The organism is Sphingobium sp. Cam5-1, assembly GCF_015693305.1.
In the GTDB taxonomy this organism is placed as follows: Bacteria; Pseudomonadota; Alphaproteobacteria; order Sphingomonadales; family Sphingomonadaceae; genus Sphingobium.
The window spans coordinates 801,962-824,018 of the sequence record NZ_CP065139.1 but is presented as its reverse complement, the minus strand read 5'-3'; the positions used below and the strand labels follow the sequence as shown (position 1 = coordinate 824,018).

The following is a 22,057-nucleotide window of genomic DNA, read 5'->3' as shown; positions in this document are numbered from 1 at the left end:
CCCCCTTGCGCGCGATCGCTCTAGCCGCGTCCGCGCCACCCTTTCAATCCCGTTTCGCTTGATCTTTCCGCTTATTGCGCATCGCAGGCCGGTTCGCCCGGCTCGCCGCATGAGCGATCCCACAGATCCTCATTGCCCGCGCCCGTCACCGGCTCGTCGATCAGCGGAGGAAAGCCCTGCGTCACGACATCCCGCAACTCGATCAGCGCCGCCGGGAAGATGCGCGACACCGCCACCGTGGGATCGAGCAAGCCGTCGAACGTTTCCCGATTATCGAAGCTCAGCGTGGTGCAGGACCCAAAGAGGAAGCAGCCGTTGATCTTCGATCCGGCAGCATAACCTCCATCGATCGCCACCAGCGGGATCGTGTCGAGCCCGGTCGCAAAATTCCCGCCAGCCAACGCCAGCCGCCCGTTTATCGCGATCTGGGGACTTGCGCTCCCACTACTGATGATCAGGCTGTTGGCGGTAAAGCCGCGTCGGTCGGCAAAGCTGGTCGACAGCCCGCTATTCTGGATGAAGGTGCCGTCGGTCGCGGCCAGGCGGATAGTCCCCGCCTGCAACATCCCCGCATCCAGCGCCAGCCCGTCATTCTGCGCCAGCCGCAAATCCCGCGCCGTCAGCGAGTCCGCCGCCCGCACATCGGCAATCGCCTCCGCCGTCGCGACGTAGATGGACGGCGCGTCAAGCGTCAGCACGCCGCCCAGCCCGCCATTGCCATCACTGATCGCGACGGACCCAAGCCCCGCGATCACCTCCAGCGCGTCTCCGGCGGTCAGCGTCAGTCCGCCAACGCCCGTCCGCCCGGTCATCGCCACCGCGCCCTGCACACGCAACAGGCCGGCCGCGCCGATGCTCATCACGCCGTCGCCCGGAAGCACATTGGTCCCGATCGTCAGGTCGCGCACGGCCACATCCCCCGCGCCCGCGATCGCAATGCCGCCTGCCGATACACGGCCCAGTTCCGCCGCCGACAGGCTGTAGCCCGCCGTCGCGTCGCCACCGCCGATGAACGCCTGCGCGCCCAGCGCATCGAAGCGCAACAGCCCCGCCGCGCTCACTTGCCCATTGGCCGAAATCGCGATGTCGCCGGAACCGATCGTCACCGCCTGCCCGCTGACCTGGCCGTTCACTGCCACCAGTCCGGCGGCATTCAACAACACATCGCCACTTGCGACAGCATTGGCGATCGCCATCCCGCCGCTCGACCCCAGGCTGATGTTCCGCCCCAGCGCCGTGATCGCACCCTCAGCCAGCAGATCATTCACCACAAGATCACCCGCGCCCGCATCCAGAGTCGCGGCGCCACCCGAAGCCAGAGCCTGCGCGCTGATCCCCGATCCGTTCAGGGCCAACGAGCCGCCCGCCACCGCATTGCCGATGGTCAGCGCACCGCCAGAGGTCATGGAGATGTCGCCCGCCGCCTGCGCATCGGCAATGTTGAGTGCGCCAATCGACCGCAGCAGCAAATCACCCGTCCGCGCCGTCATCACGGCGCCGCTGATGCTGTCCGCGTCGATGTCGATCGCCCCGGCAAGCACCTGTCCGCCAAATTGCGCTGCCGCACCGCGCTGTTGCAACAGGCCGCCAATGTCACTGCCGCCCAGTTGCAGGCTGCCGTCGACGATCAGGTCGCCACTGGTAACCGCATTGCCGATCTGCAATCCGCCCGTCGCGGTCAACGTCTGACTGTCCGCATTCAGCGTGCCGATGTTGATCCGTGCCGCCGACAGGGTCCCGCTGCCAGCGCCGATCGTCAGCGTACCGCCAATCACGAAATCGCCGCCGATCGCGATGCCCGATCCGCCCAGCGCATTGCCGCTCGCGTCCGCCATGTCGAGCAGCCCGGCCGATGACAGGTTGCCCAGTGTGATGCCGCCCGCGCCGCCCAGCCCGATCGCCGCCCGGCCACCGGACAGCAAGTCGCCGCCAGCGCCATCGATGCTACCCTGCGCAAACAGCCGCAGGTCACCGCCAGCCGTCAGAGCGCTGCCGCCTGACAGGGCGATGTCGCCACCGCGCGCCAACATCGTCAGCAGTCCCGCCGAACGCAGCGATGCGCCCGCCGCGCTGATGCCGCCCGGCGTGTCGAGCGCAATGCTGGCCGCCGACAGGCTGTCCGTGCCTGCCGCCCGTCCGGCATGGCTGAACGCGATGCTCGTCCCCGAATAGCCGGTCAGCGCGCCCGTCACCGCCAGCGCGCCGCCGCCGTTGAAGGCAAAGGACAGCGGCCCTTCCGTCAGGAAATCGGCCGCCCCATCGACCTGCACCACATTGCCCGACGCGGCAAAGCTGATGCCGGTGAAGCCCGGCACCACCTTGCCCACCGCATGCAATGTCATCGGCCCGGCCACGCGCAGGCCGCCGCCCGCCGCGCTGCTGCTGTCGGCAAAGCTGATCCGGCCGCCCGCGCCGCCGTTGGCGGTCATCGCCAGTGAAGCCAGTTGCCGCTGCACACCCGCGCCCAGCGCGACGCTGCCGCCATTGGTGAGGGACGCCGTTCCCCCGCTCGTCAGGCCGTCGATCCCGCCCACGCCAGCCAGTCCCGCCGCGCCGTCCGCGATGATGGAAAGCGGCCCCAGCAGGAAATCGCCATCGCTCGCTTCGAAGGAGGCGACACCGCCCGCGCCCGCTCCACCGTTGCCGCCCGCGCCATCGGCCAGCGCCGGGTCGCTCGCAACGCCGCCATCGGCGCCCGCGCCGCCCTGGCCAACCGCCGTGATGCTGTAGGCGGGCAGCGTCGAAAAGCTGTTGCTTACACGCAATTTTCCGCCGTCGATCTGCAATGTCGCCGACCCGCCAGCCGCATTGCCGCCCGAACCGCCTGCGCCACCGGCCAGCCCGTCGATCCCGGCCGAACCCGCGCCGCCGGTCGCATCACCGCTCAACAGGAGGTTCGCGCCGGTCACCGCACTCGCCCCGGCGTTCACCGCGAACAGCGCGGTCCCGCCCTGCGCGTCACCGCCATCCGCGCCCGCAAGGCCCAGCCCGCTCTGGAACGCGCCAATGCCGCCCGCGCCGCCAAACGCTTCGGCCAGAACGCCGATGTCTCCTGCGTCGAGGGAGGTCGATGCCCCGGTCAGGCCCAGCGTCGCCGCCCCGCCAAAGGCATCGCCGCCCCGGCCCGCCGCTCCGCTGGACGCCACCCCGCCAGCACCGCCAAAGCCGGAAGCCGACACGCGCAGCTCGCCGCTGACGCTGGTCGCGCCAAAGCCGATGTTGAGCGCCGCGGTGCCGCCCGTTCCGGTGCCGCCCGCACCACTGCTGGCGCTATCCGCGCCCGCGCTGCCAATACCGTCGGCGCTGACGATCAGGCTGGCAAAGCCGGGATCGACATCGATCAGCATATCCGCCGTGCCGCCCGTTCCGGCGCCACCCGCACCGCCCTGGCCGGGTCCATAGGCATAGATTGGATCGCCTGTGACCTGATCAAAGCCATTGATGTAGCGGTTGATCCCCGCTTGGCCGCCCTCGCCCGACGCTGACACGTTCAACGCGCCAATGGCATGGCCTTCGCTCAGATAAGCGACGCGCGCCGTGCCGCCCGTGCCCTTGCCTGCCGCGCCACCCGCGCCATCGCTGCTGTTATTGCCGCCAGCGCCACCGATACCCTCCGCCGACACCAGCAGCGATGGCGCGGTCAGCGCTCCGCTCGCCAGCGTCAGTTCCGCCGTGCCGCCCGTGCCATTGCCACCAGCGCCTGCCGTATAAAGGCCGCCGGGTGAGCCGAATCCTGCTTCACCGCCAGCACCGCCATGGCCCCGCGCCCGGATGCCCAGCTCTCCGGTCACGACGATCTGGCCGGTGCCGCCCGCGCCCATCAGCAACCGGGCCGTGCCGCCAATGCCCGCGCCGCCGTCCGCGCCATTGGGACCGTTATAGGAGTAGAAGGAATAATAGGGGTCGGGGCCGCCGCCCGCGCCATTGGCCTCGATTGAAATGCTATCGGCATTCAGCACGCCGCCGCGCGATTCCAATATCGCCGTGCCTCCAGTGCCCGTACCGGCCAGGCTGGTCACTTCATCGCTGGCATTCGCCGCGACCGCTTCGCCGCCGATGCCGCCCGCGCCCAGTTCCAGACTGGCGATGTTGGCGGTGCCGCCGGTCATCAGAAACTGGACCGATCCGCCCTGCCCGCTGCCAGCCTGAAACGGCGTGACGCCGTCACCGCATGACGGGCAGTTCACAGAAGATGCTCCGCCTCGACCATAAGCGCCCGCCGACAGGATCGTGGCATCGAAACTGCCTCCGGCGACGAGCAGGTTCACCGTGCCGCCGGTGCCATTCCCGCCATCACCTTCGTTGTAGGTCGTCCCTTCGACATTCTCGGTAGAGACGCCGTCCGCATAGGCAAACAAGGTGCCAAAGCGCATCACCGCGCTTCCCTGTGCACCGGCCCGGCTCTCCACCGCTATGCTGCCGCCCAGCCCATCGCCACCTGTGCCAGCAACGCCGTCAAAAGATGCCGTTTCCCCGCCAACGCCTTTCGCGTGCAGATACAGACTGCCATCCGCCACAAAGCTCGCGTCGGTCGCCTGGATCAGGATCGACCCGCCCGTGCCATTCGCTCCGTTCGCGCCATAGCCGCCCCGGCCATCGGCGGTGATGTTGCAATAAGAGGTGCAATCGGCCGCGAAACTGCCGCGCAAGCCGTTCGCCGCACTGGCCGACAGGGTAATGCCGCCCCCCGTGCCGGTGCCCGCCACCGCGATGGAGTCGCCACCTGTCGCATTGGCATATATGTCAAAATAGCCGGTCGTGATGCTGCCGCCCGCCGCCGAAACGTTTATCGTTCCGCCGGTCGCGTTGCCGCCCGTGACGGCGGGGACGGGAAAGCTATATTCGACCCCGGCGGTCGCACTCAACGACATGGTGCCAAAATCGATCCCCCCCGCCAGCGGCCCGCTCGGTCCTGCTGCGGTTCGTGCCGATACGGTGATGGCTCCGCCCATCGCATTGCCCGCGCTGTCGCTGCCGGCCCCGGCGGTCGCATCGGCATGGGCGAGCAGGCTAGACGCGCTGATCGAACCGCCCGCCGCGATGACGTTGATCGCACCACCCGTCGCGTCGCCTCCGGCCAGTACCGGAAAACTGATGCCTCCCAAGCCATAGGCGTTGGCATCCAGCTGCATCGTCCCGGTAACGTCGATCTGCCCATTGCCTGTTGGCAAGGCGCTGCCGCCAAAGGTCAGGACGTCGATCGTCCCGCCCGTGCCGCCAATCCCTGTGGTCAGGTTCATGTTGCCGCCAACGCTGATGCTGCCGCCCTGATCGGCGCGCACGGTGATTGCCTCACCCGCCTTCAGGTCCATGGTGCCGGTTGCCGCTATGGCTCCCGCAGCTCCCGATTGCAGCGTAATCGCTCGCTCCGCCGTCAGGTTGAGGTTCGCGAAGTTCGCGGCAGCGCTTGGCTGAACGACGATATTGCCGGTCGCCTGCCCGGTCACATCCGGCTGCCAGGTCCCGCCGCCAATGCTGACGCTTGCCTCGCCCGTGCCCGTCATATTGCGCGGCCCGATCGCGCCGTTCGCCAGGTCATAACCAGCCGACAGCACCACCGCGCTGTCCACCTGCACCGCGCTCGCCGCCGCGTCATAGCCGACATTGCCCGACAAGAGCATCGTCAACGCCTGGTTCTTCGGCATCGCGACCATGAAGACATGTTGCGCATCGGTGACCGTCGCGCCCGGCCGCTCCGTGCTGCCCGTATGCACCACGCCATTAGCGTCGGTCGTGCCCGCGCTGATGCTGATGTCGAACAGGCCGCCGTTGATCCTGATGTCCGCAGCCTCCGCGCCAACATAGGCAGCCGCGCCATTGACGGCCACCGTCCCCCCCTGCACCACGCGCGGCGCCACCAGCGCGACATAGCTGCCGCTCGACAGCGCGTTGATCTGCGCGCCCGGTTTCAGTTCGACCGATGTCAGGGCGTTGCTGGGACCGCGAAAACGGATCTCGCCCCCGCTCCCATAAAGCCCGCCGGTCGTGTCGATGTCGTTGCTGGTCAGCACCAGCGACCCGACATTGAACAAGGCGTTAGGACCAGCCACGATCCCGCCCGGCGCGTAGAACCACACCTTGCCGCCCGTGCTGCCGTTGATCTGGCTCTGCACCGTGCCGTTAAGCTCGATCATTCGCGAAACCGACACGCCGCTGCCATTCACCGGGAGGATACGGTTCAGGACAGTGAAGTCACTGAAACCACTGAAGACGACAGTGTTATTCTGGGGCAGGAAGTCGATCGGGCCGGTGCCGCTCGTATCATCAGGCGTCCAGTTGATAATCGCCTCAGACGAATTCAACGAGATGGTGTCGGTCCCGGCGGATGATCCCTGCGAAACAAAGGCATCGCCTGATTGTACCGAATAGCTGCCCTGAAAGGCCTTGTTGACCTGCGCCACGCCAGCGCCGCAGCCCACCGCGAGCGCAACCGCGCTGGAGCGGCCCAACAGGGTCAAAAGCCAGGATTTGCTACGCTTTTTCGACATTAACGCCTCCACGGCAGAATTCGAGTGCTGACCGACAAGAGCAACCGCGTGTCCCCCCGCTCCGTCTGCAACCCCGCGCGCCGCAGCGGCGTTGCCAGCGTCAGGTCTAGCCGCGCATGATTGGACCAAGTTGCCCGCACCCCGCCACCGGCCGAGTAGAGCTTTTGCGGGTCAAGCCCGGCAAAGACGCTGCTTTGGCGCCACATCCACGCCGCGTCGAAGAAAAGGAAAGGCTGCACCGCGATCGCGCCCGGCCCCTTTGGCGTGATCCGCCCATAGCGAACCTCCGCCCCGAACCCGACGCCGCTGTCCCCTGTCAGCGTGCCCGGATCATAGCCGCGCCCGACCGTATAATTGCCCGCGCTCATCTGTTCATAGGACAGCAGCGGGTCCGGGCTATATTGCGCGCGGGGCGACAGCGCGAAGGTCAGCTTCGGAGTGGGACGATATTCCGCCTGTACCCCTGCCCTCACCAGAAAAGCAGAGGCGTCTCCGTCCAACTGTCCCGTCGGAATGCAGGCCACCTGACTGCCGCAGGGCTCGCTCGCCCCCAGCCCAGCGAGTCCGTGGCGCAGCTCCAGATTACCGCCGATCCGCCATCTGGGTTCGATCGCCGAATAGCCGGTCGTACTCCCCAGGCTGTCGGCATCAATCGCCTCTCCCTCCAGCCGAAGAAACAGCACGCGCAGCCGGTCGCGCGACAAGGGCAGAGAGCCGATGCGGAGGTCCTGATCGACCACGTCCAGTCCGCCGCTCGCCACCAGCGTGTGCACCTGCCGCCGCACCAGGGGATAGGACAGCGCTGCCGAAGCGATCATCGTTTTGGACGACAGGTCCAGCCCGTCAATATCGGGCTTGCTCCAGGCATAGGTGAAGTCGCCCGACAGCCGCAGCCCGTCGCTCCCCAGCGCCATGCTGTGCCCGGCTTGCAATACCGTCTGCTCGCTCGGTTGCACGGTGTTGAAGATGCTGAGGACTGTGCTGTCCCCCATCCCGGTCAGGTCGTTGAAGCGCACCCGCGCGAGGCCGCCGAAGCGGCCCACCGCATTGCTTCCAAGGTTCTGGACATTGACGTCCATCTCCACCCGGCGACGCACCACCTGCACTTCGCCGATGACCTCGCCCGGCGCCGTCCCGGCGGGCCGCAGCGCCAGCCGCACGTCATAGCCCGGCAGATCGCGCGCCAGCAGCAGGTGCCGTTCCGCCTCATGCACATTGAACAGCGGTTGCCCCTTGAGCGCTTCCATATGCGCGGCAATCAACCGTTCGCTCCGGCCCGCATCGCCCCGCACCTCAATAGCGACCAGCCGCGCCATCAATATGTCGAAACGGACGGTGCCGCCTTTTTCGATCCGTTGTGGCGGGACCTGCACCGCCGCCAGATAGCCGAGCTGCCGCAGCGCCGTCGCGGCCCGGTCGCGGACTTCGCACAGGCTGGCGATAGGCACGTCGCGCCCCGCCAGATCGCCCCAGCTGTCCTTCAGGATGGCTGCGTCCACGCCGCGAAGGCCGTCAAACTGCACATCGGCAAAGTTCACGGTGACATTGGCAAAGCGCGGATCGGCCAGGGGGCAAGGCGCCCGTTCCACGCCGCCCTCGACGGTCAGACGGCTTCCTTCGCCCGCGACGTCGGCGGCCTGCTGCCCCGGGGACAGCTCCTCCCGCGTGGGTGCGCGCGGCGCGACCTGCGCCATTGCGGGCATTGGCGCCAAGGCAGTCAATGCCAAAGCCATCCGCCATTGCGCACGCCCCGTCATGCGGGATGTTGCTGCCCCCTGAAACCCCATAGCCGTCTCATTCCCCCAAAGTGCGACGGGAGCGGCCATATAGCCTGTCGTCCCTGTCGCTGCGACCGTCCGGGGAAGGCGCTCTGCCTGCCGCCCGTCGGCTTATCAAGTCCCTAGCGTGCCGCCGTATCGATCAGCAGATCAAGCTGCGCCTGGCACCCGTGCGCGATCAGCGCGGATGCCGTGTTGTCGATTCCGCCAGTGGGCGCTCCCAGCAGTGCGAAGCGAATGTCGGTGGAACGCCCATCGGCATCCACCCGATAGGTTGCGCCATCCTTGACGGGGAGCGTTGCGGGCCATGCCGCCATTGCCTCCCCAGCGGCGAAGCTGGCCATACCCTGCGCGCCACCGCCGCTGATGCGGACGGTTGCTGATTTTTTGGCATCGGCACGCCACAGGCGCACGGCGGCGGGATCGGACACGCATAGCGGCCCCGGCTGCGCAATATCGACCAGCCACAGATTGGGCCGCTTCGCGACCGCTGGCGCGTCTCCCAAGGCGCCGCGCACGGCCCCGGTGCGCGCCCGGCGAACCCTTTTCGTATCGAGCAGCGCGGCCATGGTCACGTTGGAAGCGGGCACTGTCGCCGCCGCCGTCACGTTGAAACGGCCCGGTCCACGCAGCGTACGCGTGCCCTTCGCATCGAGCAACGTCACAACGTCCCCCGCCTTGAGCAGCAGTGCCCCGCCATCCGCCAGCTTCTTGCCCGGCGCATAGCTGCCTGCTGAGGGCCCCGAAGACCGCACCACCAGGCTGTCGGCCCATGCAGGCGTCCCCGCGCCCACGGCCACCGCCATCCCGAGCGCCACCGCCCCCTTAGCCCAGACCATAAGTTCCTCCGTCCCCAATATATTCATAGCGATACACGAGATTGGCGAGAGCCGCATCATCCGGATGCTCTTGCGCCACTGCTTTGAGATCGGCCAGCCCCGTCGCCCGCTTCGCCGCATCTTCGGTGTCGTAGGCGGCAAGCGCGGCGCTCAGCCGAGCGCGATCGGCGGTCGCGAAATCCGGTGCTGGTTCAAACAGGTCGACCGGCGTCGACCGACCGCGAAGGCGGACCCGGCCCATCGGCCGCCACCAGTCGAGGCCTGACCGCTCCATCGCTTCTCGCGAAACCAGCACCGACGTTTCCAGCGCCTTGTTCGCCGCTTCCAACCGCGCCGCCGTGTTCATGCTGTCGCCCAGAGCCGTATATTGAATGCGCCCTTCGCCGCCGAAATTCCCGACGATCGCATCACCATGGTGCAACCCCACCCGCGTTCGGCCGATCGGCGGGACGCCGGGCGGCAGGTCTTGCCGGAACGCCTCGCCCGCCTGCCACATGGCATAGGCGGCTAGCGCGGCATTGCGCCCGTCATCCTCTCGCGCGATCGGCGCGCCCCAGAATGCGACGACCGCATCGCCGACGAATTTGTCGATGGTCCCGCCATGAGCCAGCACGACGTCGCTCAACATGTCGAGATAGCGGTTCAGCAACTGCGCCACCATTTCCGGGGCGATTGAGTGGCTGAGTTTGGTGAAGCCCTCCAGATCGGTGAAGAGGGTGAAGATGGGCCGCTTTTCGCCATGCAGCGCCAGCTTCTCCGGTTCCGCCAATATCTGCGCGGCGATATCGCGGGGCAGATATTTGCCCAGCGCCGCCTGCGCGAAGCGGCGCTGTTGCGAATTGACCGCCCTTGCTGCGGCGCTGACTGCCGCAAAGGTGACGACCCAGCCCAGCGCCCACCCGGCGGCAGGCAGCCCCTTGGTATCCCAGCCGCTCGCCTGCAACCAAAGCGGCAAGCCCGCTATCGCCACGGCCTGAAGTCCAAGCGCGGGCACCAGCCAGAACCACCGCAAATCCGCGAGGCTTGTCAGCGCTGCGGCCAGTATGATCAGCGCCGCCGCGATCCACAATGCCCAGCCGGGGACCGCAGGCAACAGAGCGCGATCGAGCAGTTGCGCGAGCATCGTGGCATGCACTTCCAGCCCGATCATCGTCGATTTCGCCTGCCGTCCGGACAGCGGCGTTTCGAACTGATCGATATCGACGATGTCGCCGCCGATCAGCACATGCCGACCGCGCACCATCGGCGCCAGAGCCGCGGCCATGGAAGGGTCGGCGAGCAGGTCGATCTGAAGGCTCGGGATCACGGGTTCTTCCGATCCGTCCGCTTGGGGCCGTGGCATGCGGAAACGGATGGCGCCGCCATAATGCGCAAAGGGCGCCGACGGATGCATCGCCAGCGACAGCAGCGGTGGCTGGCCCGGCACGGGTTTTGGCCAGCTGCGCGCAACATTGTCGGAATCCGTTTCCAGGCGGATGCTCGCGGGCCTGACCCTGGAGGTCCGCGCCTGAGCGATGAACCGGTCCAGATATTGCTGCTGTTCGAAGATGATCTGTTCGCGGTTGTCGCCGAAATTGGCATAGCCGAGCCAGACCGGCGTGCGCATTGCATGCAACGCCGACAACAGCTGCGCGTCTTCATCCTGCGGTTGATCGAACAATATATCGATGCCAATGGAGGTGGCGCCCATCCTGTCCAGATTGCGCAGCGCCCGCGCCAAAAGGCCGCGGTCCAGTGGCGAGCGTTTACGCGTGGCGATCAACGTCTGGTCATCATAGACGACCATCAGGATGCGCTTGTCCTGCTCGACACGGGGCGCGAAAGTGGCCGCGCGCCAATCATACAGGCCGCGCTCCGCATCGGCGGTCGGCATCTCCCGCTCTGAACCGGCGGCGCCCAATGGCTTGGTCCAGTTCCACCCCGCGACGAACAGCGCCAGCAGCAATAACAGCACCGTCCCGGCAAGCCGCCATCGCCCCGCGTCCTGCATGACGCGCGCGCCCCGGCGCAAAAGGCCCCGCGCCGCCATCGGGATCAGCGCCGGGCGATCAACGGACGGGCGCCATCGCCTATGACGGCAAAGCCGGACCAGTAGAAGGGGTGCGACGTGTCCGCATCGTCCATCAGCTGAATCTGGGCCGAACGCAGCGCCTCAGCCACTGGTTGGTCGGGAGCCGCCGCGAACAGCCCGGCCATCAGCCGTTCGGTCGCGCGATATTCTTCGGGAGCGGGCCAATGGCTCGCGATGATGGAACGGCCGCCCGCGCCGATGAATGCGCGCACCAAACCATCGAGCGCTCCGCCGCCGCCGGACAAGCCCGCCGCACGGGTCGTTTCGGCACCGGCCGCCCCTGCCGTGTCGCAGGCCGACAAGATGACAAGGTCCGCATCCAGCCGCAGGTCGAAGATTTCGCCAAATTGCAGCAGGCCGTCCGAACCGGCTTTGGGCGCAAAGCTGGTCAGCAAGGCTGGGCGGGCCGGGCACCCTGCGCGCGGCGGCGTGACAAGGCCGTGGGTGGCGAAATGCAGGATACGGAAGTGGTTGAGGTCATTGCGCGCCTTGACCGCCTCATCGGTGAAGGCCGCGCCGGTGACGAGTTCGCTGCCCGATGTTCCAACCGCCTGCGCCGCCTGACGCAACTCGTCCGCCGGAATGGGGTGACTCCACTGGGCAGGCGACCAGCTGCAATCGTCAGCCTGACCGGGCAACGCGCCACGCGTCAGGGCGGCCAGCCTTGGTCCGGCAATCGGCGCATTATCGCCAAAGCCGATATAGCTTTGCGGTGCGCCCGAGGGCGGCGTCAGCCGGGCGTCGCGGAAAGCGCGGGCCGACAAGGCGGTGCTTACCGCATGGTCGCGACCGAGCCAGTCGACACCACGAAAGTCGAACTCGTCGCCGCCCTTCTCCAGCCGCGCAGCATAGGCATCGACGCCCGGCTGACTGGCGACCAGCAGGTTAACCGGCAGTTGCAGCATCGCGCCGTCCGGCTCGAAAATCAGATGGCGCGCGGCCTTCAGCCGCTCATCGATCGGGCCGAACAGGTCGAGATAGAGGCTGCGCGCCACCGGCAGGTCAAGCGCATAGGTGGATTGCACACCAGCGACATCGGTCGAAATCGTTTCGCGCAGCGCCGCGACCTTGCGCGCCACTTCGCCAGCGCTGACCGGCGAGCGGAAGCCTGTTGCCCCCTGCCCGTCTATCCACAGGGCGTAGAGCGCATCGCCAAGCTGCGCGAGCTTGTAATAGCCCTCCCCCGCTTTCAACGTTCCGCGCATTTCGCCTAGGGTCAGCGCCTGCGGACTGACGGCGCGATATTGGGGATAGGCGGCCAGTGCCGTCAGCGTCGCTGCCTGATCGGTCGCCAGCGCGTCGATCTCTGCCTGCCGCCGCGCGATCTCATCCTGGGTCGCGCTGTCGCCCTTGCCCGCTTCACGCAATTGGGCGATCGCGATCCGGCCACGCTCTATATCGCGCGCGAGAGATGTCGACTGGCGGAACAGGCGCGCGGCCTCTCCGTCGCCCGCGGACAATTCGCGGCTCAGCAATTCCAGCGTCTCGGCCGCACCGGGACGCACCAGCAATTGCGACGCTTCGAACAGGTCCGCCGCGAGTTCCGGGCGCCGGGGCATTTCGGACGTGAGCAGCGTGAAATAGGGCTGCAACTGGTTCGCCATCGCCGTCAGCGTGCCACGATTGGCCACGGTGGACGTCATGATCGCGCGATAGGTCTTCAACGCCTCATCAGTACGCCCGCGCCGCACGAGGAACGCGCCCAGCCGGGCACGCGCGCCGTTGAGGGCCATCGTTTCGGGATATTGCGATGCGATCAGGCTGACGGCCTGATTGAGCCGCGCCTCGGCACCGCCATAATCCTGTTCCGCTTCGTGCGTCAGCGCGATCTCGCCCAGCAGTTGCGCGCGTAGCCGGGTGATCGAGGTCACACGGCCATCGCGCACCCGCTGCACGTCGTTGAGCGCCTGGGTGAGCACGGTGCGCGCCTCTCGAGGCTTGCCCGACAGGCGCAAGATGGTGCCGCGCAACTGCTGTGCTTGCGCATCGAGTATGGCCGCCCGCTCGCCGGGCGTGAGCGCTGTATCCTGCCGTACGCCCAGTGCCCGCGTTTCCGGCGAGCCGCTGCTCAATTCCGCCGCCACGTCGCTTGGCAAGGTCACTGCGCCATCAGTGCCAGCGACAAGCGCCATCCCGCCTTCCAACGACTGGTCGAGCAAGGCGAGCGCGCCCTGAAGATCGCGCTGATTGAGGTGATGCACGGCTTCGAAATTACGGCGCAGGCGGAGCTGGACAGCATCTGCCGTCGGCACGACGCGAGTCTGGGTAAAGGCTGCATCGGCCTGATCGAACAGGCCAAGGTTGGACAATTGCAAACCGTGGTTCACGAGATATTCATGTTGTCGGTTCGCCCGTTCGGCGGGGCTTAAGGCTTTCGTATCGGGATCACGGGCGAGGCGATCGGTCAGGCTGTCGAAAAATTCCGCGGCCTCGGCATAGTTGCCCGAGGCGTTACGGCGATAGCCCTCCGCCATCACCGTCTGGGGATCGAGGGTCGCCGCCTGCATCCGGGCGAAAGCCGCTGCGTTGCTGCCGCCAGTCGCGACGATGTCGATCTTGCCCGGCACGATGCGACCCAAGGCGACGGTGCGCAGGCCAAGGTCCAGGACCGTGTCATAGGGCGCGAAGCCCTGCGTCACATACAGCGTCTTGCCCCGTTCGACGGACAGGATGCGGTAAGCGCCCGCTTCGCTGGAGCAATTGCGGACTGTTACCGCACCAATATCGGGCAAGGTCATGCCGCCCGGCGCGCCGCAGTTCACGGGAGATCGGCGCGATGCCGACAGTCTTTCAAGCAGCGCCGCTTCGTTATCGGCCCCGCTCCGCCGGAGCGCATAGATGCGGCCTACCGGACGCGCGGCGTCACGACATACAACGGCCCAGGCGCGATCGAACATAGTACGGCTTGCCGGATCGCCATTGACGCTCTGCGCCTGACAGAGCGCTCCGCCGCCACTGCCGATGCGAAAGCTGTCCTGCAACAACGGCCGGTCGAGCTGCGGTTGCGCGGCCAGCGCGGATGACAGGCCCAAAGCGCCCAGCCCAACCAAGATTCGACAGAAATTTCCTATAGCGCCCAAGGCTATCCCCCCAGCCTCGCCGGATCTGTCCGTGCAAGCCCCCTATGGCGCGATCCAGCGCGCTCTTCATAGCGCCGCCCCAGCTTGCCGCAAGGTAAAAGAGGGGTGTCGCGCCGATCCGATGCGGCGTTTAAACCGGCATTCGTGGGAGGTGAGGCTTCGGGTTGCTCCTCCTCCCGCGCGAGAAACTGATGCGGACGAAACTGGTGCGTAAGGACGACAGTCGTCAGGACTATTCAGTTTGACGGCAATGCGACATTGGGTCGGCTGTCGCCACTCCGACAAATCCGATAAAAGAAATCTGGATTTGGCCTGTCGCATTGCATATATATGTTCAAAGATTGTAATTTGACGTTTTATACATCATTTGAGGGTCAATGATCACCTCTCAGCAGATGCGGGCCGCGCGAGCATTGCTCGGAATCGATCAGCGCCAGTTGGCCGCTTTGGCTAGCGTGTCGCTGCCGACGATTCAGCGCATGGAAGCGTCCGATGGGCAGGTGCGAAGCGTCGTTGATACATTGGTAAAGGTGATCAGCGCGCTCGAAGCGGCAGGGATCGAGATTATCGGCGAGAATGCCCCGAGTAGCGGCGCGGGACGCGGTGTCCGCATGAGGGAAACAGCGTCCGGCCAGCAACCCCGGCGCGTGCCCTCCGTGCTATTCGATCAGACGGCCCAAGACGATGGATCGTAACGCGCGGCTTCTCGCATTCACGCCCAAGCTGATCACGGTCCTGCGCGAGGGCTATTCGGCCGATCGCCTGCGGCGCGATTGCATTGCCGGGCTCACGGTCGCGATTGTCGCCCTGCCCCTTGCCATGGCGCTGGCGATCGCGAGTGGAGCGTCTCCTGACAAGGGGCTCATCACAGCCGTTATAGCCGGTTTCCTGATTTCGGCGCTCGGGGGGTCGCGGGTTCAGGTCGGTGGGCCGACCGGCGCCTTTGTCGTCGTCGTTTTCGGCGTCATCGCACAGCATGGCTATGACGGGCTGCTCCTGGCGACGCTGATGGCTGGGCTGATGCTGATCATTGCTGGATATTCGGGTCTGGGCAGTCTCGTCCGCTTCATTCCCCAACCCGTCGTCACCGGCTTCACCGCAGGCATCGCCGTCATTATCGCGTCGAGCCAGGTGAAGGATTTTCTAGGCCTGCGGATAGACGGCGGTGTCCCTGCCGATTTCATCCCCAAATGGCAGGCCTATTTCTCTGCGCTGGGCAGCATCCAGATATTGAGCCTGGCGATTGGCGCCGGATCGCTGGCGCTGATCATCGCCCTGCGCAAATGGGCGCCACGGGCGCCTGGATTCCTGATCGCGGTCATATTGGCAGCAGCGTTGGCGGCGCTGCTCCAGCTGCCGGTGGAAACGATCGGATCGCGCTTTCCGAACCTGCCCACCGGAATTCCTGTACCCGCTTTGCCCGATTTCTCTCTTGCCAAGCTTCAGGCGGTCGTCCCCTCTGCCTTCACGATTGCGTTTCTGGCGGGAATCGAGGCACTTCTGTCTGCGGTCGTGGCCGATGGCATGATCGGATCAAGGCATCGATCCAATCAGGAGCTTGTCGGTCAGGGCGTCGCGAACGTCGCGTCCGCATTGTTCGGTGGCCTGCCAGCGACGGGTGCCATCGCCCGCACGGCGACCAACATCAAGGCGGGCGCCATCACGCCCATCGCAGGCATGATGCATGCGCTGTTCCTGTTGCTGTTCATCCTGTTCGCCTCGGATCTCATGGCGTTCGTGCCGCTGGCAGCACTCGCCGCCATCCTGTTCATGGTCGCCTGGGGCATGAGCGAACATCATCGCTTCATCCAGTTGCTGCGGATGCCCAATGGCGACCGGGGCCTGTTGCTGCTGACCTTCGGCCTCACTGTTCTGGTCGATCTCACGGTGGCGATCGGCGTAGGCGTGACGCTGGCCTCGCTGCTGTTCATGATGCGCATGAGCCGCACGGTGGAGATTGCAAACGACAGCGGCAATGGAACGCCGCCGTCGGAAGAAGGGGAGGACATCCACCAGCGCGATGCGCTTCCGCCGGGTGTGGAGGTGTTCCGTGTCGATGGACCGGTCTTCTTTGGCGTCGCGAATGAATTGCTTGATACGCTGCGGCGGGTCGGCCCCACGCCGAAGGTCATCATCCTTCGGCTGCGGCAGGTGCCCCTGCTGGATGCAAGCGGCGTGACGGCGATCGAGGAAATCGTCCGGCAAGCGGCATCCGCCGGGACGCAAATCATAGTTTCAGGCGTCCAGCCACAACCCATGGCGATGCTCAAACGGGTATCGCTGGGACCGGCGGACCGGCGCGTCATATTCAGCGATGATTTTCCCGATGCCCTCCGCCTCGCAAAGGCGATCATTCTCGCACCAACTTCCGCGGCCCAGCGGCTCAACTAACCAACAGTACCAGGGATTTGAAATGACCGATACAAACGACGAATATGTATATGACGAAGCTTCGGGCGAGTGGATCTCCGCGGCGGAGGCTGCGGCCAAGGAGCAGTTCGCAGACCGGGTTGAAGTGCATGATTCCGCCGGTAACCTTCTGGCGGACGGCGACAGCGTCATCACGATAAAGGACCTGAAGGTGAAGGGCGCCGGGCAGACGCTGCGCAAGGGCACCGTGATCAAGTCGATCAGGCTGACCGGCGATCCACAGGAAATCGACTGCCGCTATGAGGGCATCAAAGGCCTGGTTCTGCGAGCCGAGTTTGTGCGCAAACATTGATTGGCGGCAGGTCAATCCGCGCGCGCGGCGCGACGTGCGCTCCATCCCATGCGCCCCTTGAGCAGTTCGCACAGTAGGAGAACGCAGGCTGGTATGAGGATCAGGAGGGCTAGATCCGTCAGCTTCAACGGAGCAAAGTCCAGAACCTGACGCAGGGGTTCCAGCATGAATATCAGTGCACAAGCCAAAAGGACGAGCAGCGCGACATAGCGCAGCGAAACATTGTGTCGCCAGACGGCGCTCGTCAGGGATGTACTAAAGGACCGATTGACCAGCACCAACGCCATGATGGACACCACCAGCCCGAAGAAGAGGAGCGCTCGCACGCGGCCAGGGTCATAGCCCCAGACGGTTGCGCAGACATGGAGAGCGAGGAGCAGCGCGAAGGCAATGCCGCCATAAGCGATGCTAGGCAGGACGAGACGCCCGGAAAAGAGGCGTTCGTCCGGATTGCGCGGTGGCCTGCGCATGATACGGTTTTCTTCCCGTTCGGCTTCGAAAACGAGCGCGCAAACCGGATCGATGATCATTTCGAGTAGGGCTATCTGGATTGGCCCCAGCACCAGCGGAAGGTCCAGCAGAAGTGGGGAAACGGCAAGCCCCGCGATCGGCACATGGACCGCGAAGATGAAGCCTATGGCCTTGCGGATATTGTCATAGATGCGGCGGCCAAGCCGAATGGCGACGACGATGGCACCGAAATCATCCTCAACCAGGACGATGGCCGCAGCCTCCCGTGCTACGTCCGTGCCGCGCTTGCCCATGGCGATGCCGATATGGGCGGCCTTTAGCGCCGGTGCGTCGTTGACACCGTCGCCGGTCATGGCGACCACTTCCCCCGCCGCTTTGAGCGCCGAGACAATTCGCAACTTCTGTTCCGGCATGGTGCGCGCGAAAATAGCCACGTCTTTCACCCGTGCGCAAAGCTCCGCGTCGGACATTGTCGCGACGTCGCCGCCGGTCATGAGCGCGCCTGCGCCAATCCCCGCCTGTAGCGCAATAGCCTGCGCGGTGGCGGGATAGTCGCCGGTGATCATGACCACCCGGATTCCGGCAGTGTGGCATTGGGCGACGGCTTCCGGAACCCCCGCCCGCAGCGGGTCCGACAAGCCGATCAGCCCGAGAAGACTGAACTCGTGCGCTTCATGCCCTATCCCGACATTTGGCTCCGCGATATTGGCAGAAGCCACGCCCAGAACGCGCATCCCGCGAGCCGCCATGACCTGAACCGCCTGCTCAAGGGCCGAACGAGCCCCTTCGTCCAGCCGACACAGACGCGCGATCGCTTCGGGTGCGCCCTTCGCCGCAACAAGCAATGGTTCCCCGGCGTTCGCGGGCCGCCAGACATTGGACATTGCCAGGAGGTCGGGCTGAAGACCATTGGTGTGGACCAGGAGCCAGTCTTCGCGGGCGGGAACCCGCACATCCCGAGCAGCGGTGTGGAATGCCACCTCCATCGGATCGACCGGCACGGGTGCGCTCGCCAAGGCGGCCGCGCTGATCAGGTCATGGAATTGCGCTTGCGGTAATCCCTCGCCAAGAACCGCCGCCTCACCTGACGGCAGCCACAATTCAGTGACCGTCATCCGGTTCTGGGTCAGCGTCCCGGTCTTGTCCGTACACAGGACCGTGGCGGCGCCCAGAGCCTCTATCGCGGAAGCCCGCCGAGTGAGCACGCCGACCTGCGCGATACGCCACGCGCCCATGGCAAGGAATATGGTGAGGACCACCGGAAACTCTTCGGGCAGCAACGACATTGCCGTCGCGATCCCGGCCAGCAGCGCGGCCATCCAGTCGCCCCTCAGCCATCCGTACAGCAGGACAACCAGCAGCGCGACGGCGACACCGCCGACCGCGCACAGGCTGACCATTCGGGTGGTTTCCTTGTGAAGATGCGGAGCCTCTGTCTCCAATGTTTCGAGGAACCGTCCGATCTGGCCAATGCGGCTGTGCGTGCCGGTAGCCGTCACCCGTGCGATGCCCCCGCCGTGCGTCACGATCGCTCCCGAAAAGAGATGAGGGGTATCGTCGCCCCCCGGCTCCGCCCGTTCAGCATCCCCGGCGAGCCCAGGCCGCTTTCGGACTGGCACAGCCTCGCCGGTCAGCAGCGACTCGTCTGCCTCAAGCTCCCGGGCCTCGACCACCAGCGCATCCGCCGCGATCCGGTCCCCCGCTTCCAACACCAGAATGTCGCCATTCACGACTTCCCGACCGGGGATGCGCAGGGTTTCGCCGTCACGAACCACCAGGGCGCGCGGTGCCGAAAGGTCTCGCAGTGCCTCCAGCGTGCGTTCGGTGCGCGCCTCCTGCACGATCGTGATGATGATCGACAAGCCAGCAAAGCCGAGCAGGATCAGCGCCTCGGTGCGGTCGCCGAGCAGCAGATAGACCGTGCCCGCCGCGAGCAGCATGGCAAACATCGGCTCCCGCAGCACCTCCATCGTGATGCGCAGGGGTGTCCGTCGGTTTGGCCGGGGCAATTCGTTGGGGCCATCCTCCGCCAGCCGCTCGCGCGCCTGTGACGCGGAGAGGCCGACAAGGCTTTCCTGCCCACCCGCCATCATTACGGCTATCTCCCCATGGTCGACCTGCACCTATAAGATGCTGCACCTGACATCATGCAACCGGAGATTTCTGCCTGGCCTCCGCTAGGGCAACAGTCTTCAGGGTCGCCACGAAGCTGTCGGGGTTGAGAGAGATGCTATCGATGCCCTCGCACACGAGGAATTCTGCGAATTCGGGATAGTTGCTTGGCGCCTGTCCGCATATTCCCACCTTGACGCCCGTCTTTCGCGCGCGCGCGATGAGATCTGCGATCATCTGCATTACCGCAGGGTCGCGCTCGTCGAACAGCGGGGCGAGCAGATCGGAATCGCGATCGACGCCAAGGACGAGTTGCGTCAGATCATTAGAGCCGATCGAAAAGCCATCGAAACGGGCGGCAAATTGTTCAGCGAGGACCACATTGGCCGGGATTTCCGCCATCATGTAGAGTTGCAACCCTCGCTCGCCGCGCATCAGCCCATGCCGCGACATTTCGGTGATGACCTTGTCCGCTTCGGCCAGCGTCCGGCAGAAGGGGATCATGACGATGACATTTTCAAAGCCGATCGTTTCCCGGACGAAGCGGATGGCGCGGCATTCGAGTGCGAAGCCGTCGCGATACCGTTCATGATAATAGCGCGACGCCCCCCGGAAACCGAGCATGGGATTTTCTTCATGCGGCTCGAACGCGGCGCCGCCCAGCAGATGGGCATATTCATTGGTCTTGAAGTCGGATAGACGCACGATCACAGGATGCGGATGGTGCGCGGCGGCGATTTTCCCGATGCCCCGACCCAAAGTTTCGATGAAATAATCGCGCGGATGCGCATAGCGGCGGGTCAGGCTTTCAATCTCACGACGCTCGGCCATGTCCGACACCTGATCGGGGTGGGCAAGCGCCATCGGATGCACACGAATGAGATTGCTGATGACGAATTCCATCCGGGCCAGGCCTACGCCATGAGATGGAAGCCGCCACCAGCGGAAGGCTTTGGCGGGACTGGCGACGTTCAGCATCAACTGCGTCCGCGTCGCAGGCAGGCTGGCCGTATCGACCTCTTCGCCTGTGAAGGGCAATCGGCCGGGATAGACCTGACCCCGGTCGCCTTCGGCGCAGGAGAGCGTTATGTCCTGGCCCGCCGCGATGCGGATCGTGGCGTCGCCGGTGCCGACAACCGCAGGGACGCCCAGTTCGCGGCTGACAATAGCCGCATGGCTGGTCGGGCCGCCATGATCGGTGACGATGCCCGCCGCGCGCCGCATAACGGGCACCCAATCAGGGTCGGTGTTGTCTGTGACGAGGATGGCGCCGTCGACAAAGCTCGCTATGTCATCGGTGCTGCGAATGATGCAGGCCGACCCGGCAGCGATCGCGTCGCCGACAGCTGCGCCCGTGGCGAGCGGCGCGGGCGCCTTGGCCGTCAGCCGCCAGGTTTTGAGCGCTGTGGCGGATCGCGTGCCATGCACGGTTTCCGGTCGCGCCTGCACGATGAAGAGCTTGCCGCTCTCTCCATCCTTGGCCCATTCCATGTCCATCGCGCAGCCATAATGCTGCTCGATCAGCACGGCCCAGCGCGCCAGTTCCAGTATCTCCTCGTCTTCCAGGACATAATGCTCGCGCTCGTGACGGCTGCAACCGACCAGTTCGGTACGCGCGCTGCCGCCCGTCGCGTAGACCAGCTTCTGCGCCTTGGCACCGATCCGCTTTTCCACGATCGGCTTCAGTCGCCCGTCCGAAAGGAAAGGCTTGAACACCAGATAGCTGTCGGGATCGACGCGGCCCTGCACCACGGTCTCGCCCAGGCCCCAGGCCGCGCTGATGACCGCGACGCGCGGAAATCCGGTTTCCGTGTCGATCGAGAACATGACGCCCGACCCTGCCAGATCGGATCGCACCATGATCTGGATGCCGATGGAAAGCGCGATCCGCAGATGGTCGAAACCCTTGGCCTCGCGGTAGGCAATCGCCCGGTCGGTGAAGAGGGAGGCGTAACAACGCCGACATGCGTCGAGCAAGGCGCGATCGCCAACGACATTCAAGAAGCTTTCCTGTTGTCCTGCGAAACTGGCGTCCGGCAGGTCCTCTGCTGTCGCGCTGGATCGCACCGCGACAGCGACTTCATGCTTGCAGGCATTGCGCGATAAATCGCGATAAGCAGAGATAATGGGTTCGGCGATCTGCGGCGGCAGTTCCGCATCCAGAAACAGGCGGCGGGCTGCCTCGCCCGCTTCATGAAGCGGCATCGTCCCCTTCCGATACTGCGCCACGATGGCAGCGAGTCGATCCCCAATGCGGTTATGGTCGATGAGCACCCAATAGGCCCACGCCGTTGTTGCAAAGCCCGGTGGAACCTGCACGCCCGCCTTGCCGAGTATGGCGACCATCTCGCCAAGAGAGGCGTTCTTGCCACCCACGCGCCCGACATCAGCGCGTCCGAGCGCATCGAACCAGACGATCACGTCATCCTTGACGGGCGGGGGCGCAGCTAGCGTTTCGGTGGTCATGGGGCGGGAGTTTGCAGGGGCCATGCCATC

10 protein-coding genes are annotated in these 22,057 nt (G+C 65.6%); 3 read left to right on the top strand and 7 right to left on the bottom strand.

Annotated features, from left to right (window positions below):
• Window positions 1–71: 71 nt before the first annotated feature.
• The 5 genes from IZV00_RS17700 to IZV00_RS17680 all read right to left on the bottom strand — a co-directional run bounded on the left by IZV00_RS17700 (window position 72) and on the right by IZV00_RS17680 (window position 14,226).
• Complete coding sequence (locus tag IZV00_RS17700; protein WP_196226924.1) at window positions 72–6,488, bottom strand: histidine kinase; 6,417 nt, start codon at window positions 6,486–6,488, stop codon at window positions 72–74.
• A complete protein-coding gene (locus IZV00_RS17695; protein ID WP_196226923.1) occupies window positions 6,488–8,245 on the bottom strand; it encodes a ShlB/FhaC/HecB family hemolysin secretion/activation protein in 1,758 nt (585 codons plus the stop codon). The genes IZV00_RS17700 and IZV00_RS17695 overlap by 1 nt, the downstream gene beginning before the upstream one ends.
• A 143-nt stretch (window positions 8,246–8,388) precedes the next feature.
• A complete protein-coding gene (locus tag IZV00_RS17690) occupies window positions 8,389–9,105 on the bottom strand; it encodes a hypothetical protein (protein WP_196226922.1) in 717 nt (238 codons plus the stop codon).
• On the bottom strand, window positions 9,092–11,134 hold the full coding sequence (locus IZV00_RS17685) for an adenylate/guanylate cyclase domain-containing protein (protein ID WP_196226921.1): 2,043 nt from the start codon (window positions 11,132–11,134) through the stop codon (window positions 9,092–9,094). Before IZV00_RS17685 ends, IZV00_RS17690 begins: the two co-directional genes overlap by 14 nt.
• 5 nt (window positions 11,135–11,139) lie before the next feature.
• A complete protein-coding gene (locus IZV00_RS17680; protein WP_230463408.1) occupies window positions 11,140–14,226 on the bottom strand; it encodes a CHAT domain-containing protein in 3,087 nt (1,028 codons plus the stop codon).
• 407 nt (window positions 14,227–14,633) lie between these two features.
• Between IZV00_RS17680 and IZV00_RS17675 the strand changes: the two genes are divergently transcribed.
• From IZV00_RS17675 to IZV00_RS17665, 3 genes are read left to right on the top strand one after another with little or no spacing between them, the layout of a single operon-like run.
• Window positions 14,634–14,951 carry a helix-turn-helix domain-containing protein gene (locus tag IZV00_RS17675; protein ID WP_196226920.1) on the top strand — a complete coding sequence of 106 codons (318 nt, stop codon included), beginning with the start codon at window positions 14,634–14,636 and terminating at the stop codon, window positions 14,949–14,951.
• Window positions 14,941–16,647 carry a SulP family inorganic anion transporter gene (locus IZV00_RS17670; RefSeq protein WP_196226919.1) on the top strand — a complete coding sequence of 569 codons (1,707 nt, stop codon included), beginning with the start codon at window positions 14,941–14,943 and terminating at the stop codon, window positions 16,645–16,647. Before IZV00_RS17675 ends, IZV00_RS17670 begins: the two co-directional genes overlap by 11 nt.
• Before the next feature lie 22 nt (window positions 16,648–16,669).
• Window positions 16,670–16,978, top strand: a complete 309-nt coding sequence (locus IZV00_RS17665; RefSeq protein WP_196226918.1) for an alkylphosphonate utilization protein — start codon at window positions 16,670–16,672, stop codon at window positions 16,976–16,978.
• Window positions 16,979–16,989: 11 nt separating this feature from the next.
• Here the strand turns inward: IZV00_RS17665 and IZV00_RS17660 are convergent, their stop codons facing one another.
• Window positions 16,990–19,542 (bottom strand): cation-translocating P-type ATPase, encoded by a 2,553-nt coding sequence (locus tag IZV00_RS17660; RefSeq protein ID WP_196227506.1) that lies wholly within the window; start codon window positions 19,540–19,542, stop codon window positions 16,990–16,992.
• A 52-nt stretch (window positions 19,543–19,594) separates the two neighbouring features.
• Window positions 19,595–22,027 (bottom strand): phosphoenolpyruvate synthase, encoded by a 2,433-nt coding sequence (ppsA, locus tag IZV00_RS17655; protein WP_196227505.1) that lies wholly within the window; start codon window positions 22,025–22,027, stop codon window positions 19,595–19,597.
• Between the last annotated feature and the right edge of the window lie 30 nt (window positions 22,028–22,057).